Source organism: Mycetocola sp. JXN-3 (assembly GCF_014522285.1).
In the GTDB taxonomy this organism is placed as follows: Bacteria; Actinomycetota; Actinomycetes; order Actinomycetales; family Microbacteriaceae; genus Mycetocola; species Mycetocola saprophilus.
In genome coordinates this window covers 1695154-1709614 of record NZ_CP041635.1, presented here as the reverse complement: position 1 = coordinate 1709614, position 14461 = coordinate 1695154, and the positions used below count along the sequence as shown (strand labels likewise).

The 14461-nt window shown below is 65.9% G+C and carries 8 protein-coding genes; 4 read left to right on the top strand and 4 right to left on the bottom strand.

The window, feature by feature from the left end; genetic code table 11:
• Positions 1 to 130: 130 nt before the first annotated feature.
• The 4 genes from C7C57_RS07915 to C7C57_RS07900 form a co-directional block, all read right to left on the bottom strand.
• The gene (locus tag C7C57_RS07915) at positions 131 to 1519 is read right to left on the bottom strand and encodes a cutinase family protein (protein WP_187978218.1); all 1389 of its coding nucleotides are present in this window, start codon (positions 1517 to 1519) and stop codon (positions 131 to 133) included.
• A 201-nt stretch (positions 1520 to 1720) separates the two neighbouring features.
• The gene (locus C7C57_RS07910) at positions 1721 to 4732 is read right to left on the bottom strand and encodes a bifunctional [glutamine synthetase] adenylyltransferase/[glutamine synthetase]-adenylyl-L-tyrosine phosphorylase (RefSeq protein ID WP_187978217.1); all 3012 of its coding nucleotides are present in this window, start codon (positions 4730 to 4732) and stop codon (positions 1721 to 1723) included.
• Between the two features lie 2 nt (positions 4733 to 4734).
• Positions 4735 to 6090, bottom strand: a complete 1356-nt coding sequence (locus C7C57_RS07905; RefSeq protein ID WP_030143611.1) for a glutamine synthetase family protein — start codon at positions 6088 to 6090, stop codon at positions 4735 to 4737.
• A 118-nt stretch (positions 6091 to 6208) separates the two neighbouring features.
• Positions 6209 to 6394 (bottom strand): SPOR domain-containing protein, encoded by a 186-nt coding sequence (locus C7C57_RS07900; RefSeq protein WP_030143612.1) that lies wholly within the window; start codon positions 6392 to 6394, stop codon positions 6209 to 6211.
• Between the two features lie 33 nt (positions 6395 to 6427).
• Here C7C57_RS07900 and map point away from each other — a divergent pair, with 33 nt between their 5' ends.
• The 4 genes from map (at position 6428) to C7C57_RS07880 (ending at position 14246) form a co-directional block, all read left to right on the top strand.
• Positions 6428 to 7303: a type I methionyl aminopeptidase gene (map, locus tag C7C57_RS07895; protein ID WP_187978216.1), complete on the top strand. Its 876-nt coding sequence runs from the start codon at positions 6428 to 6430 to the stop codon at positions 7301 to 7303.
• On the top strand, positions 7300 to 8055 hold the full coding sequence (gene ppgK / locus C7C57_RS07890) for a polyphosphate--glucose phosphotransferase (RefSeq protein WP_187978215.1): 756 nt from the start codon (positions 7300 to 7302) through the stop codon (positions 8053 to 8055). Before map ends, ppgK begins: the two co-directional genes overlap by 4 nt.
• Positions 8056 to 8316: 261 nt before the next feature.
• Positions 8317 to 13731 (top strand): DUF6531 domain-containing protein, encoded by a 5415-nt coding sequence (locus C7C57_RS07885; protein ID WP_187978214.1) that lies wholly within the window; start codon positions 8317 to 8319, stop codon positions 13729 to 13731.
• Positions 13731 to 14246: a hypothetical protein gene (locus tag C7C57_RS07880; protein WP_187978213.1), complete on the top strand. Its 516-nt coding sequence runs from the start codon at positions 13731 to 13733 to the stop codon at positions 14244 to 14246. Before C7C57_RS07885 ends, C7C57_RS07880 begins: the two co-directional genes overlap by 1 nt.
• The last annotated feature ends 215 nt before the right edge of the window (positions 14247 to 14461 follow it).

Genomic DNA, 14461 nt, shown 5'->3' with positions numbered 1-14461 from the left:
ACGCGGCCCCGGATGCCGCACACCGCACGGGTGCGCGCAAACACCACCGGGCAGACACACGCTATGCGCGCGCGCCCGATCGGGGTCCCACGATGCCCATCAGCGTTGATTCAAGCGCGGCATCTGCGCATTAGACCATCGGGTCTCCGCGGCACCCCCGGCCGAGATCGGAGGCGGCGCTACTGGCCGGTGCGGGTACCGCGCGTTCGAGGATGGTGATCGTACGGGTGAGGGTGATGGTGCCGAGATCGGGGGCGCTCATGCGCACGGTAACGGTGTGCTCGCCCGGGCTCTGGAAGACCATTTCCAGCAGCGGCGAATCGCTCGCGCGATCGAATGTCCCGTCGCCGGTGGTGTCGTACTCATAGTGCACCGCGGCACCCAGCGGCAGGCCGGATTCGGCGCCCAGCAGCATCGTCTGGCCGACAAGCCCGGTGGTGGCCGAGTTCAGCGCGGGCAGCGGGACCGGGGCCGCATGCGGGGCGCTGGCATCGGCGATGCCGTCCCGGGGTGTGGGACTCGGCGCCACCGGCCCGGCGGGTCGGTCCCCCGCCCAGAGCGCGGCGGCCACCTCGGCCAGCTCGCGGGCCTTGATGGTGCCCTCGAGGCCCTCCAAATAGTTCAGGTGTGGCTCGGGTACCGTGAGCAGCGCGCCGAGCCCCCAGAGCCAGCTGTAGCTGCACACGGGGTCGCGGGGGTGACACAGGGCGCTCTTATAGCCGGTGAAGTTGTAGAAGCCGTCGGTCCGGGTGCGCTGCTGCTCGCCCATCCACCAGCGGATGATGCCCTGGCCGGCGATCTCACGCTCATTACCCGCACCCGCTGGCTGCTGATACGGATCACCGAAGGTCATGATCGCCGATACCTGCCCGGGGAGCGCCTGGGCCAGCGTGCGCGCGGCCATTGCCCCCTGCGAGTAGCCGATCGCGATATACCGGGTGCGACATCCCACCGGCTGGGTTGCGGCAAAATCCCGCATGACCCGCTCGGCGTAGGTGGCACCGTGGGCGGCCGAGTCGATCATGTCATCGAAGATCGTGGTGCGTGCCTGGATCGGCACCGCGGTGTAGCCGGCCTCGTCGCTGCCGCCGACACCGAGCACCGGAACCTGGCCGATCGAGAATCCCGCGGGCCACCCGGACTCGGGCTCGACTCCACCCAGGGCATCCACCAGGCGAGCCAGGGTCGGCCCCTCCCAGCCGTTGGTGACGCGTCCCGAACGCGGGTACAGCGTGGGGGCACCCTCGAGCGCGCTCACGCCGGGTGCCAGGTTGGCCTCGCCACTCCCACGGAACGCCAGAATTGCCACCGGGGTGCACGTCGCCGAGTCCTGCATGCTGAAGCGCGGCAGCGGGGCCGCCTGCACCGGAACCGGTGCGACAACCGCGGGCAGGGCCAGTGCACCGCACAGCACCACCATGCTCAGAAACGAGCGTCCGATCGCACGAACGGTGCGCGGAGCGCCGCGTCCGCTTAGTAGTCGCCGCCCCACCGCAAACAGCGCCGTGTGGGGTTTCACACGTGCGTTGGATTCGGGGTAACGGGGGTGCTTGCGGGGCACGAGAGACGGGCACTTTCTCTGGGTAAAGCTGCATTCGGGGGCAGTAGTGCTGGGTGATTCGTTGGGGCGAATCGGGGTGGACTCCGGGGTGGGAGTCCGGTGTATCTCGGGTGAAACGATGGTGCTGGGCGAAACGATGGCGAGGGAAATACAAACGGGCTAGCGCTCGGAGGTGTCGCTCCCCCATCCATAAAACAGCTGTTCGAAGACCGCTCGGGAACGACGGGTGATCCGGAGGTAGTCCTGCTCCAGATCCCCGGCGGATCCGGCCGGATACTCCAGGATGCGGGCGATGCCCTCCAGTTGGTCTCGATCTCGGGGTAAAACGTCGGTAGTGCGATTCAACCACAGGGTCATGGCCGAGCGCACGCGCGACGCAAACAACCATGCTTTTTCGAGCTGATCGGCGTCTTCCTGACCCACAAACTGGTGACGCTGGGCGGCGTGCAGTGCGTCCAGTGTGCTGGTGGTGCGCAGCTCGGGGATCCCGGCCGCATGCTCCAGCTGAACCAGCTGGGTGAACCACTCCACGTCGCTCAGCGAACCGCGCCCCAGCTTCACATGGCGGGTGGGGTCGGCACCCTTGGGGAGGCGCTCCCCCTCCACTCGGGCCTTGATCCGACGCACCTCGCGCAGCTCGGCCGCGTCGATGGACACGGGGTAACGCACGGTGTCGGCCAGCGCGGTAAAGTCCGCACACAGGGCCGGGTCGCCGGCGATCGGGCGGGCACGCAGCAGGGCCTGCGCCTCCCAGGTGAGCGACCAGCGGGCGTAGTAGGCGCGGTAGGAGTCCAGCGTGCGTACCAGGGCACCGTTGCGCCCCTCGGGGCGGAGGTCGAGGTCCAGATCCAGCGGGAGGCGGGCATCCTGACTCAAACGGCTGAGCTCGGTGGCGATCTTCCCGGCCGCGCGGGCGGCACGCTCGGGGTCGAGGGCGACGGGGCGATACACGTAGATGATGTCGGCGTCCGAGCCGAATCCTAGCTCACCGCCGCCGAGGCGTCCCATCCCGATGATCGCAAACTCCAGCTGGGTGTCATCGAGGGTGGCATCCTCGCGGATCAGATCCAGCAGGCCGCCGATGGTCACCTCGGTGATGACCGTGAGTCCGGTGGCGATGGTGCGCACGTCGCACACCCCGAGCACCGAGGCCAGGGCGAGTCGTAGGATCTCCCTGCGCCGCACCCGCAGCACCGCGCGAGCCGCACGGTCGGGCTCGCTATAGCGGCTGCGGATCGCCCGCACCTCGGCCGCCAGCGCGGCTTCATCCCGCGGATGCATCAGGGTGTCGGATTCCAGCCAGGCCGCGGCCTCGGGGAACTTATCCAGCAGCTCGCCGATGAAGCGTGATCCACTCAGCACCTTCGTCAGGCGCTCGGCTACCCCCGAGGAGTCCCGCACCATGCGCAGGAACCAGTGGGTGCTGCCCAGGGCATCGCTCAGCCGACGGAAGGCGAGCAGCCCGTAGTCGGGGTCGGCACCGTCGGCCAGCCAGCGCAGCAGCACCGGGAGGAGGTTGCGCTGAATCGCCGCGCTGCGGGAAATGCCGTTGGTCAGCGCGGCAATGTGGGCGAGGGCCCCGGCGGGATCGCGGAAACCGATCGCGGCCAGGCGCGCGCCGGCGGCCGCGGTGGTCAGGCGAGTCTCGTCCATCCCCAGCTCGGCCACCGCGCTCAACAGCGGACGATAGAACAGGCGCTCATGCAGCTGGCGCACCCGCTGCTTGGTGGCCTCCCAGCGCCGCACCAGGTCTCCCCCGGAGGCGGCCAGGCGGGAGCCGCGGGCGAGGATGCGCAGGGCGTCATCCTCGCGCGGCATCAGGTGCGTGCGACGCATCTGCTGAAGCTGAAGTCGGTGTTCGAGGACCCGAAGCAGGCGGTAGTCCGCCATGAATTCGCCGGATTCCTCGCGCCCGATATATCCGGCATCCGCTAGGGCGCGCAGCGCGGCCACGGTGCCGCCCACCCGCACGCTCTCGTCGGCGAAGCCGTGCACCAGCTGCAGCAACTGCACGGTGAACTCGATGTCTCGCAGTCCCCCTGGGCCCAGCTTGAGTTGGAAGCTCACATCCTCGGCCGGGATGTTGGCGGTCACCCGCTCGCGCATCCGCTGCACCGACTCGACAAAGTTTTCCCGGCCCGAACTCGCCCACACCAGCGGATCGATCGCCCGGTGGTAGCGCTCACCCAGCTCGGCGTCGCCGGCCAAATGCCTGTGCTTAAGCAGGGCCTGGAACTCCCAGCTCTTGGCCCAGCGGTCGTAGTACGCGAGGTGGGACTCGAGGGTGCGCACCAGCGCGCCCTGCTTGCCCTCGGGACGCAGGTTGGGGTCCACCTCCCAGAGCGCGGGCTCGATCGCCGATTCGGAGATGCTGCGCATCAGGATCGTGGCCAGTCGGGTCGCGATCACGATCGCCCGCTGGTTGTCGATGTCGGCGTCCTCGGCCGCCTCGGCGACAAAAATGACATCCACATCGCTCACGTAGTTGAGCTCGCCGGCACCGGCCTTGCCCATGCCGATGATCGCCAGCCGGGTCGCGGCGACCTCGGCGCGTGGGAATCGGGGCAGCTCTCCCGCGGGATCCGCGGCCACCGAGCGGGCGATGAGCAGCGCGGCCGAGAGCGCCGCGGCGGCCGCGTCCGAGAGCGCCCGGGCCACACCGTCGAGCACGTCGCGGGGGTCCTCGGCCTCGGTGTCCACCCGCACGATGCGCAGCACCTCACGCCGGTAGGCCACCCGCAGGGCAATGACCGCCTCGCGCTCGGGCAAGCTCGCAAACCCGTCCTCCTCACCCACGGCGAGGGCCAGACGCTCACGCATCTCGCTGGCGGTGGGCAATACCAGGCTTGGTTCGGCCAGCACCCGGCATTCCTCGGGGTGGCGCAGCAGGAAGTCGGCCAGCCCCTCGGACACGCCGATGACCCGGATCAGCGCGCGACGCCAGAACGGGTCCTGGGCAATCTCACTCAGTAGATCGGGTCGGGTCTCCCCCAGGCGCAGCAGCGTGCGCAGCGCCTCATCGGGATCGGCGGCCGCCGCGAACTCCTCCAGGGTGTCCGGCTCCACCGGCCAGCCCACCTCACCCAGCTGCTCGATGAGGGTGCGGGCGGCGGTGAGCTCGGCAAACCCGATCCGCGCGAGGACGCTGAGGCCCGTGGCCGGACGCGGCACCGCTAGAGGATTTCGATGTTCTTGGCGAGCTCGTACGGCGTGACCTGCGCGCGGTACTCGTCCCACTCCTGACGCTTATTGGCCAGTACATAGTTGAACACCTGCTCGCCCAGGGTTTCGGCGACCAGCTCGGAACGCTCCATCAGCGAGATGGCGCTGTCCAGGCTCGAGGGCAGCGGGGCGTAACCCAGCGCGCGACGCTCGGCGTCCGAGAGTGACCAGACGTCATCCTCGGCCTCCGGCGGTAGCTCGTAGCCCTCCTCGATGCCCTTGAGGCCCGCGGCCAGCAGCAGCGAGTAGGCGAGGTAGGGGTTGGCGGCCGAGTCGATCGCGCGGTACTCCACCCGGGCGCTCTGACCCTTATTGGGCTTGTACAGCGGGACGCGCACCAGGGCCGAGCGGTTGTTGTGCCCCCAGCAGGCGTAGCTGGGTGCCTCGGCGAGGTTGTTGCTGCCGACGCTGCCCCACAGGCGCTTATAGGAGTTCACAAACTGGTTGGTGACCGCGGTGATCTCCGGTGCGTGGTGCAGCAGCCCGGCGATGAACTGGCGACCCACCTTGCTCAGCTGGTACTGCGCACCGGCCTCGAAGAACGCGTTGGTGTCACCCTCGAACAGTGAGAGGTGCGTGTGCATGCCCGAACCGGGCTGGTTGGACATCGGCTTGGGCATGAACGTGGCGTACACACCCTGCTCGATCGCGACCTCCTTGATGACCGTGCGGAAGGTCATGATGTTGTCGGCGGTGGCCAGCGCATCGGCGTAGCGCAGGTCGATCTCGTTCTGACCGGGACCGGCCTCATGGTGGCTGAATTCCACCGAGATGCCCAGGTCTTCCAGCATCCGCACGCTGCGACGACGGAAGTCGTGAGCGGTGCCCCCGGGGACGTTGTCGAAATAGCCGGCCGAGTCCACCGGAATCGGACCCTCGGGACCGATCTGCGCGGACTTCAGCAGGTAAAACTCGATCTCCGGGTGGGTATAGAAGGTAAACCCGCGGTCGGCGGCATGCGCGAGCGCACGCTTCAGGACGTTGCGCGGATCGGTGTTCGCGGGCTGACCATCCGGGGTCGTGATGTCGCAGAACATCCGAGCCGTGGGGTCCTGGCCGCTGCGCCACGGCAGGATCTGGAATGTCGAGGGGTCCGGGTGGGCCAGCAGATCCGATTCGAACCGACGGGACATGCCCTCGATGGCCGAACCATCAAAGCCCAGGCCCTCGGTGAAGGCACCCTCCACCTCGGCGGGGGCGATCGCGACGGATTTCAAGGTACCCACAACATCGGTGAACCACAGGCGTACAAACTTCACGCCGCGCTCTTCAATCGTCCGCAGGACGAAATCTCGCTGCTTATCCATGGGCTCCTCTTTCCCGCGACCGCACGTGCTCGCTGTGTCTAGATTAGTGGTTCGAGCACCCCCGCCGGAATGGGGTGACGGGTGTTTCGCGCAGTCGAAACACCCTGTTTACATTGGACTAGTCGTTCTCGGCGTCCTCGCGTGCCCAGCGCTCGGCATTTTCGCGCAGTTTGTCCATCGCGTGGGCGGCCTCCTCGCGGGTTTCGAAGGGTCCCACGCGGTCGGCGGCGGGTGAGACGAGTCCCTGCTCCACCGCTCCGGTGCGGGAGTTGTACCAATACTGCGTTGTCGGATCGGTTGCCATAGTTCCTCCTTGATCAGGGCCTAGACTGATCCTATGCCTCAGGACTCCCTCGGAAACCTCATCCCCGGTATCGTCTCGCCGCAGCGTCACGTGCCCGCCCACATTCCGCGACCCGAATATGTGGGGAAGGCGGCGCCCGCCCCGTTCACCGGTTCGGATGTCTATTCGGCCGAGGATGTCGAGCGCATTCGCCGCTCGGGCCGCCTGGCCGCCGACGCGATCGCCCTGGTGGAGGAGCACGCGGTTCCCGGCGTGACCACCGACCGACTGGACCAGATCGCCCACGAATTCCTGATTTCCCACGACGCCTACCCGTCCACGCTGGGCTACCGCGGGTACCCCAAGTCACTGTGTAGCTCGCTCAACGAGGTGGTGTGCCACGGCATCCCCGATGACACCGTGCTGCGCGACGGCGACATCCTCAACATCGACATCACCGCCTACCTGGACGGGTTCCACGGCGATACCAACCGCACGCTGCTGATCGGCAACGTGGCCGAGGAAACCCGCCTGCTGGTCGAGCGCACCGAGGAGGCCCTGCGCCGCGGCATTCGCGCGGTGGCCCCGGGTCGCGAGGTCAACGTGATCGGGCGCACCATCGAGGCCTACGCCAAGCGCTTCGGCTACGGTGTGGTCCGCGACTACACCGGACACGGTGTGGGTGCCGCGTTCCACTCGGGCCTGATCATCCCCCACTACGACTCGGCGCCGCGCTACAGCGACGTGATGGTTCCCGGCATGGTCTTTACCATCGAGCCGATGCTGACCCTGGGCGGAATCGAGTGGGATCTCTGGGCGGATGACTGGACGGTCACCACCCGGGACAAGAGCCTCACCGCGCAGTTTGAACACACCCTCGTGGTCACCGAAACCGGTGCCGACGTGCTGACCCTGCCGAGCGCAAAATGAGCGCCGCACGCGCCGTAGGCATCGACATCGGCGGAACCGGAATCAAAGGTGGCATCGTGGATCTCGCCTCGGGCGAGCTGATCAGCGACCGGATTAAGATTCTCACCCCCGAGGGTGGACGGCCCGACGACATCATCGACACGGTCGCCGAAATCATCGACCGCCTGGGACCAGACGCCGAATCCGTCCCCCTGGGTGTCGCATTCCCGGCGATTGTGCGCGGGGGAAAAACCATGTCCGCGGCCAACGTGTCCAAGGAGTGGATCGGCCTGGATGCTCACGCGCGCTTCGGCGAGGCCCTCGGCCGGCCGCTGACGTTTGTCAATGACGCCGATGCCGCCGGTTTCGCCGAATCTGAGTTCGGGGCCGCCCGCGGACAGGACGGGCTGAGCCTGGTCATCACCCTGGGCACCGGCATCGGGGCAGGCGCCGTGTGCAACGGCACACTGATCCCCAACTTCGAACTCGGCCACCTGGAGATCGACGGGCACGACGCCGAAACCCGCGCCTCCTACCGCGCCAAGGAGCGCGACGACCTGGACTGGGCCGAGTGGGCCGCACGCCTGCAGCGTTACTTCGAGACGCTGGAGTTCCTCTTCTCCCCCGACCGCATCATCGTCGGCGGCGGTGTCTCCAAGCACCACGAGCACTTCCTGCCGCTGCTCACACTCGACGCCCCGATCATGCCCGCGGTACACCGCAATAAGGCGGGCATCCTGGGGGCTGCGGCCTTCGCGGCCCGCGCCCAGTAGTCGCGGCCGTGCACCCGATCGGTATTTGGGTGCACGGCCCTGTGGTCCCGACGGCGAGGTATCGCGTACCCTGTTTGTGGGTGGCAACGCGCCACCGGGCAATCGCCCACTAGTTCAAAATATTGCGTCCCGGGGGTGGGACCGCACAGAGTATCCCGGGGGTGGGGATCATGATCCGATTCCAGTTAGTACGCGTGGCGACACAATCGCCGGTCGCCGCATTGATGCCGGCACACACACGGCCGGAAGGCGTCATCGCTCATGGCTAAGATCCACGGCAACGATCCGACCGGCTATAACTATGGTGCGGCGGACAGCCTCAGCTCCGCGACCACCGCTCTCGCGGGGGCGATCCGCGGACAGGTTGCCGCAAGAAATTCTGCCGCCGCGACGGCCAAGCAGGAGTTCCGCGGCTACTTTTCCGAGGCCTTTTCAAATAATGTCGATATCGGCTCTCGCAGTGCCGGGCGTCTCGCCGAGGCCCTCGGGTCTCTCGCCGGATTTGTCGGGGAGCTGCGTCAGGCAGCCCGGGAAGAGGATCGCCGCCGCGCCGATGCGAAGGAATGGGATAAGCGTCAACGCGAACGCGAACAGAACTGGTTGGTGGGTGCCGGACACGAGGTTGCCTCCTTTCTGGGCTTTGGTGATGACCCGAAGCCGCCAAAGCCTGGTCCCGAGCCTCACAAAACCGCGGAGGAGGTGTCGGTTCGAGGACGTGACATCCCCGGTGCCGGCGGTGGGTCCGCCACGTCCTCGGCGGTACCGGCGGATCTGCGCTCGTTCCAGTCGACCAGCCGCAACCTGGACTCGTCTCTTTCGGGCCCGATCACCGCGTTCACCCGTGCGCTCACCGATTATGAGTCCGGCTGTAACGGACGGTGGGGCACCCTAAACGCGCGAGCCCTGGTCACCGCGGTGAACGAGTGGCTGCGGGCGAACCAGACCGACGGTGATTGGTCCGGTGCTGTGGCCGCCCAGTTTGAGGCGGCGGGCGGAAATGGTGGCGTAGTTACACTGTCCGATGCATCGATCGCCGCTGCGCTGGCGTCGGCTGGAATCGGCGTGACCCGCAACGACTTCAAGATCGGGGCCTATTCGGCCATCGGTACTCCGCCCACCAACGGGTTTGCCGACGATCCGGTGAATACCGCCACCGGCAACTTCCTGGAGCCCGAGACGGACCTGCCGTTTGCGGGGGCGGCCGCCGCGCTGCGTTTCACCCGAATGTACAACTCCCTGGATCCGCGGGTGGGCTCGTTCGGTGTGGGCTGGGCATCCGTCCTGGATGTCCGACTTACCCTCGATGATGAGGGGGCCGTCTTTGTGATGGATGACGGCCGCCAAATCCACTTCCCACGCCGGGGCGAGGGCTGGGAGCAGGCGGTCGACGAAAACTATTGGCTGACCCTCGACAATGATCTCCCCTTCGCCGCGCTATCCGGGCATTCCGCCGGAGTGCTGACCGTCCAAAATCAGACCGGAACCCGGTGGGTGTTTACCCGCGCCGGAACCTGGCTGGCCACGGCCAGCGGACCCGGAACGATGGTCTCGGTGGTGCGCGACGAGGACGCCAGAATCATCCGTCTCGAACACGAACGGGGCCGTGGCATCGCGTTCGAGTACGCGGAGGATCGCGTGGTCTCGGCCACCGCCTCCGACGGAAGACGCTACGAATACCTCTACGACTCCGAGCGACGGCTAACCGGGGCCCGAGACGGTGTCGGGATGCGCAGCTACCGGTGGAACGATGCAGGCCTGATCGATCGGGTCGTCTCGGCCGCCGGCGTGATCGAATGCGAAAACACCTACGACTCGGCCGGCCGGGTTGTCGAACAGCTGACCCCGTTCGGCCGCCGGGTGCGTTTCGCGTATCTCCAGGGGCGGACCACCTCGGTCTCCGACCCGGACGGCACCAATACCAATACGTGGATTGCCGATGAAAAGGGCCGTGTCATTGGCATCATCGATACCGACGGACACCGTCAATCGATGGCCTACGATCGGCGTGGCAACCTGGTCTCGGTGACCGAACGCGATGGCCAGGTCACCGTACACGGCTATGACGATCGCGGTCGCCGGGTGCGCACGGTCACCCCCGAGGGTGGAGACCTGACGTTTGGATACGATACCCGGGACCGCGTCACCACGGTGGTGACGGCGTCCGGAGGTACCGTCGACTACACCTATGACGGCGAGTGGGACCGCAACCCGAGCCGCATCGTCGATCCCGAAGGTGGCGTCACCCTGATGGAGTGGTCCGGTGCACAGCTCATGCGCTGCACCGACCCCGAGGGCGTGGCCGTCGACTTCGAGTATGACGAATGTGGCGACCTGGTTGCGACGATTGATGCGGCCGGAAATGCCGCGCGTCTGACGCGTGATCACACCGGTAGGGTTGTCGCGGCGCTCTCCCCCTCGGGGAACCACACCCGGTTCCGATATGACCAGGCGGGTCTGCTCATCGCCCGCGAGGATGCCGATGGCGCAATCTGGCGCTTTGAACACGGTGTTGGCGGCCGGATCATCGCCACCATCGATCCGCTCGGGGCACGCACCGAACTGGAGTACGGCGCACACGGCGAACTGGTTCGAACCACCGATCCACTGGGTCGAACTATCACCAAATCATTTGATCAGCTGGGCAACGTGTCGAGTGTGGTTCTGCCCGACGGTGCCAAATGGGGATTCGCCCACGATGCGCTTTCCCGCCTGCGCGCGATCACCGATCCGGCCGGTGGAACCTGGACACACGAGTACGATCGAACCGGCGAGGTCGCGGCCAGCGTGGATCCCACCGGGGTCCGCACCGAGATCACCCGCTCGCGTGCGAACGGGGTGTCGGAGATTACCGGCGCGTTTGGCCGCACAAGCATACAGACCGATGAGTTTGGGCGTCCGGTGCGTTCGGAGCACCCCGACGGCTCGGCCGAACTTATCACCTATGACCGCTGCGGTCGCCCGATCGAGCTGGTGGATGCCGAGGGCGGGCTCACCCGCATCCGCAGAGACCGCGCCGGCCGCATCATCGAGCTGATCTCCGCCGCGGGCCGTTCGACCACCTACGGCTATGACGTGTGCGGGCGCCCACAGTCGGCGACCGATGCCGCAGGCGAGCGTACCACGCTGCGCTACGACGCCGACTCTCGGGTTATCGAACGGGTGAGTTCCGACGGCGAGGTCACCACGGTTGAGTACGACCGAATGGGCCGGGTGATTCTCGAGCGTGTGCCCGGTGCGGGCAGCGCGCACTATGAGTACGATCGGCTCGGTCGAATGGTTCGAGTCCGCGATCCCCGCTTTGGACGCCGCACATTCCGTTACGATGCGCCGGGACAGCTCATCGCCGCGGTGAATGGTCTGGGTGGGGTCACCCGCTTCGACTACGACGAGCGCGGTCGGGTATCACGTATTACCGATCCGCTGGGTGCGGTCACCACGCGCACCTATAACGGCCTGGATCAGGTGGTCAGCGTCACGGACCCGCTGGGCCGAGTGGTCACCGCCACCTACGATGCCGCCGGAAAGCAGATCACGCAGTCTGAGTCGGACGGTTCGGTCACCGAGTGGCGCTACGATGAGGCCGGTCGAGAGTCCGGCATGATTGTTGATGGCCGACGGATCTCCGAGATTGTTCACGACGCCCGGGCTCGCAAAAGCACAATCGTTGACCACACGGGAACCGGTGAGCCGGTGACCCACCTGCTCACCTATAACCGGCGGGGGCGATTGATCGAGCGCGCCACCACCGACGAGCGCGGGACGCGGATCACGCGCTGGGGCTACGATGCCGACGGTGCACGCACGCTTCTGGTGTCACCGGACGGCGCGCGCACCGAGTATTCGCGCGATGAAGCAGGCCGGGTCAGCATCCTGACGCACTCGAGCTTTGGTTCGGTTCGGGTGGGTTACACCGCGGCGGGACGGGTGGCCCACACGCACGCCGACGAGCGGGTTCAGTCCTGGGTGTATGCGGATGGGTTCCCGGTGGAGCATATACGCGCGGATGCCCAGGGCACCGTGCGCACGCGCATCGAGAGAGACGTCGAAGGTCGAATCACGGGGATTGACGATGCGGCGGGACGGACCGGCTACGCCTACGATGATGGCTGCCAACTGCGCTCCGCCCGTGCCGCCGGGGGTGCGTCCTCGACGTGGGAGTACGACCTGAATGGACGTCTGGTTGCCGAAACCGGAATCCACGGACACCGAACCTTTAACTACGACGCTGCCGGTCAGCTCCTCACCATCAACGAGGGCACTGGTCGGGTGACCGAATTCGACTACGACGGCCAGGGCCGCCGAGTTCGTGCGCGCTCGGGGGCGGCGGTTACTGAATATCACTGGGATGGGCGAGGGTGGCTCACGAGGGTGGCCGAACGGGACGCCGATTCGGCGCTCGAAACGACTCTCCGGGTGAATGCGCTGGGCGAACTCACCTCGGTCGACGGTGTGCACCTGGACTGGGACAGCGCTGCGGGTACCCCTGCGCTGCTCACTCTCGGCGACGCTTCGGTGTTCCAGGGGCCCGCGGGCCTCACCGGTCTGGGCGGCTCCTGGCAGACACCGAGCTGGCGAATGAACCGGGCAACCGATGCTGCGGACCCCTGGTCGGCCCTGGCCGACGCTACCCGGGCAGGATCCGAAGTCGCCGGAGTGCCGGCGGGCATTGGGTTCGGTGTGGATGGCGGCCTGCGGATTGCCGGGCTTGAGTGGATGGGCGCGCGCGCCTATGATCCCGCCGCGCGCGGCTTCCTGTCTCAGGATCCGCTAACCGCGGTCACGGGTGCGGCCTGGTCGGCAAACCCGTACTCGTATGCGGGCAACGACCCGCTGCACGCACTGGACCCGCTGGGCCTGGCACCCGTTTCCGATGCCGAACTCGCCGGATACGCCAACAGTCTCCAGGGTCCACTCGCCAAGGCCGCCGGCGAGGTTGGCCACTGGTTCCAAGACAACTGGGAATACGTGGCCGGCGGCGCCATGGTGGTGGCCGGCGGCTTCCTGATGGCTACGGGCGTGGGAGGCCCGGTCGGCATGATGCTGATCGGCGCGGGTGCCGACACCATTATCCAGAAGGCCACCACCGGCGAGGTGAACTGGGGTCAGGTCGCGGTAAGTGGAGCATTCGGAGCGTTCGGCGGTGGAATCGTCGCCGCAGTGGGCAGACACACCATCGGCAACGCGGTCGAAGGTGCCATTGAAAGCACCGTAAGTCTCGCCGTTAGCGGCCAACCTATTACCCCCTCAGCGCTGGTCAAGTCGGCGACGTCCGGGGCTGCATTGTCCGCCATGTCTGGCGGCGTGCTGAGCAAACTCCCCACGCCAAAACCACGGTTGGCCGAACTTACGCCCACCCCAACAGCGCACGTTCCCGACCCTCTGCACTCACCGAACTTCATCGTCCACCCGAATGGCACAACCATCATCGTCCCAGACGGTGCAGTTGGACCGAAGCCAACTGATTACGGTACTGGCTTTCAATTTACTGGTGGAAATGGCGGAAAATTGCTGGATCCGCGTGTTACGGAAGTTCGGATTATGGATCCCGTTACCTCTGGAAAATTCCAATACCCCAACGGATATGCGTCATACAGTAACAAAATTGGTCAAGCAGTAAACCCGTACACTGGGCAAACAATTTCTAAGACTCATCCACTTTGGCACCTGGAGCTCTAATGCTAACCATTTCAGATTACTTATACTCTTCCAAGCGGCTTGATTCGCATGGGGCACCAGATGCGGATGCGCTACGTGAACAAGACGCGCTAAGGGACGCAGCAATTCTTGACATCAGATTTGATACCACTCTCTTGACACTGTGGATTCTGTTCGACTGCCGTGGCACTCTGTTTATGCGCGACGGTAATGTTGCAGTCATCGTCGCAAACAACGTGACGTCGCTCGAATGGCAAGCACCGCCACGTGATTCACGATGGTGGCGGCCAGTGGTGGTTTCTTCGCCGAATTTCGAACTGCAGCAGTTCTCCATGCAATTGGGAATCGGCTACTCCAATGAAGGCAAAGCACAATTCCTCAGGTTTTCGTCTTCGTCGGCTGAGTTTCATGTCGGTGACATCGCAGGTGGAGATGCTGCCCCACCAGACTTTGCCGACGACAGTGACGAAGTGATTCGCGCTGGGCTTGCGAGCTGGGATTCACCATTCACTCCGATTCATTCCTCCACAATTTGAACAGGGTGCTACCACGAGCGGCCATAACGTACTCTCAACTACTTGCGCGAATACGTCAGTACGGAATGGTGCAGTTCACCGAGGGCTCGTCGCTCCAGCAGCTGATCTCATCCCTCATTCGACCAAGCAAGGGCCCGATTGTGACTGTTGTCGACAAAATACGTACCCACTCTAAAAGAACGGGGTCAAGATAGAGAAGGCGTGCTTCTTACAAC

What these genes read in the sequence shown, in the direction of transcription:
- C7C57_RS07880 (WP_187978213.1), top strand. Translation starts at nt 13,731, where the DNA reads ATGCTAACCATTTCAGATTACTTATACTCTTCCAAGCGGCTTGATTCG.
- C7C57_RS07885 (WP_187978214.1), top strand. Translation starts at nt 8,317, where the DNA reads ATGGCTAAGATCCACGGCAACGATCCGACCGGCTATAACTATGGTGCG.
- map (WP_187978216.1), top strand. Translation starts at nt 6,428, where the DNA reads ATGCCTCAGGACTCCCTCGGAAACCTCATCCCCGGTATCGTCTCGCCG.
- C7C57_RS07905 (WP_030143611.1), bottom strand. Translation starts at nt 6,090, where the DNA reads ATGGATAAGCAGCGAGATTTCGTCCTGCGGACGATTGAAGAGCGCGGC.
- C7C57_RS07900 (WP_030143612.1), bottom strand. Translation starts at nt 6,394, where the DNA reads ATGGCAACCGATCCGACAACGCAGTATTGGTACAACTCCCGCACCGGA.
- ppgK (WP_187978215.1), top strand. Translation starts at nt 7,300, where the DNA reads ATGAGCGCCGCACGCGCCGTAGGCATCGACATCGGCGGAACCGGAATC.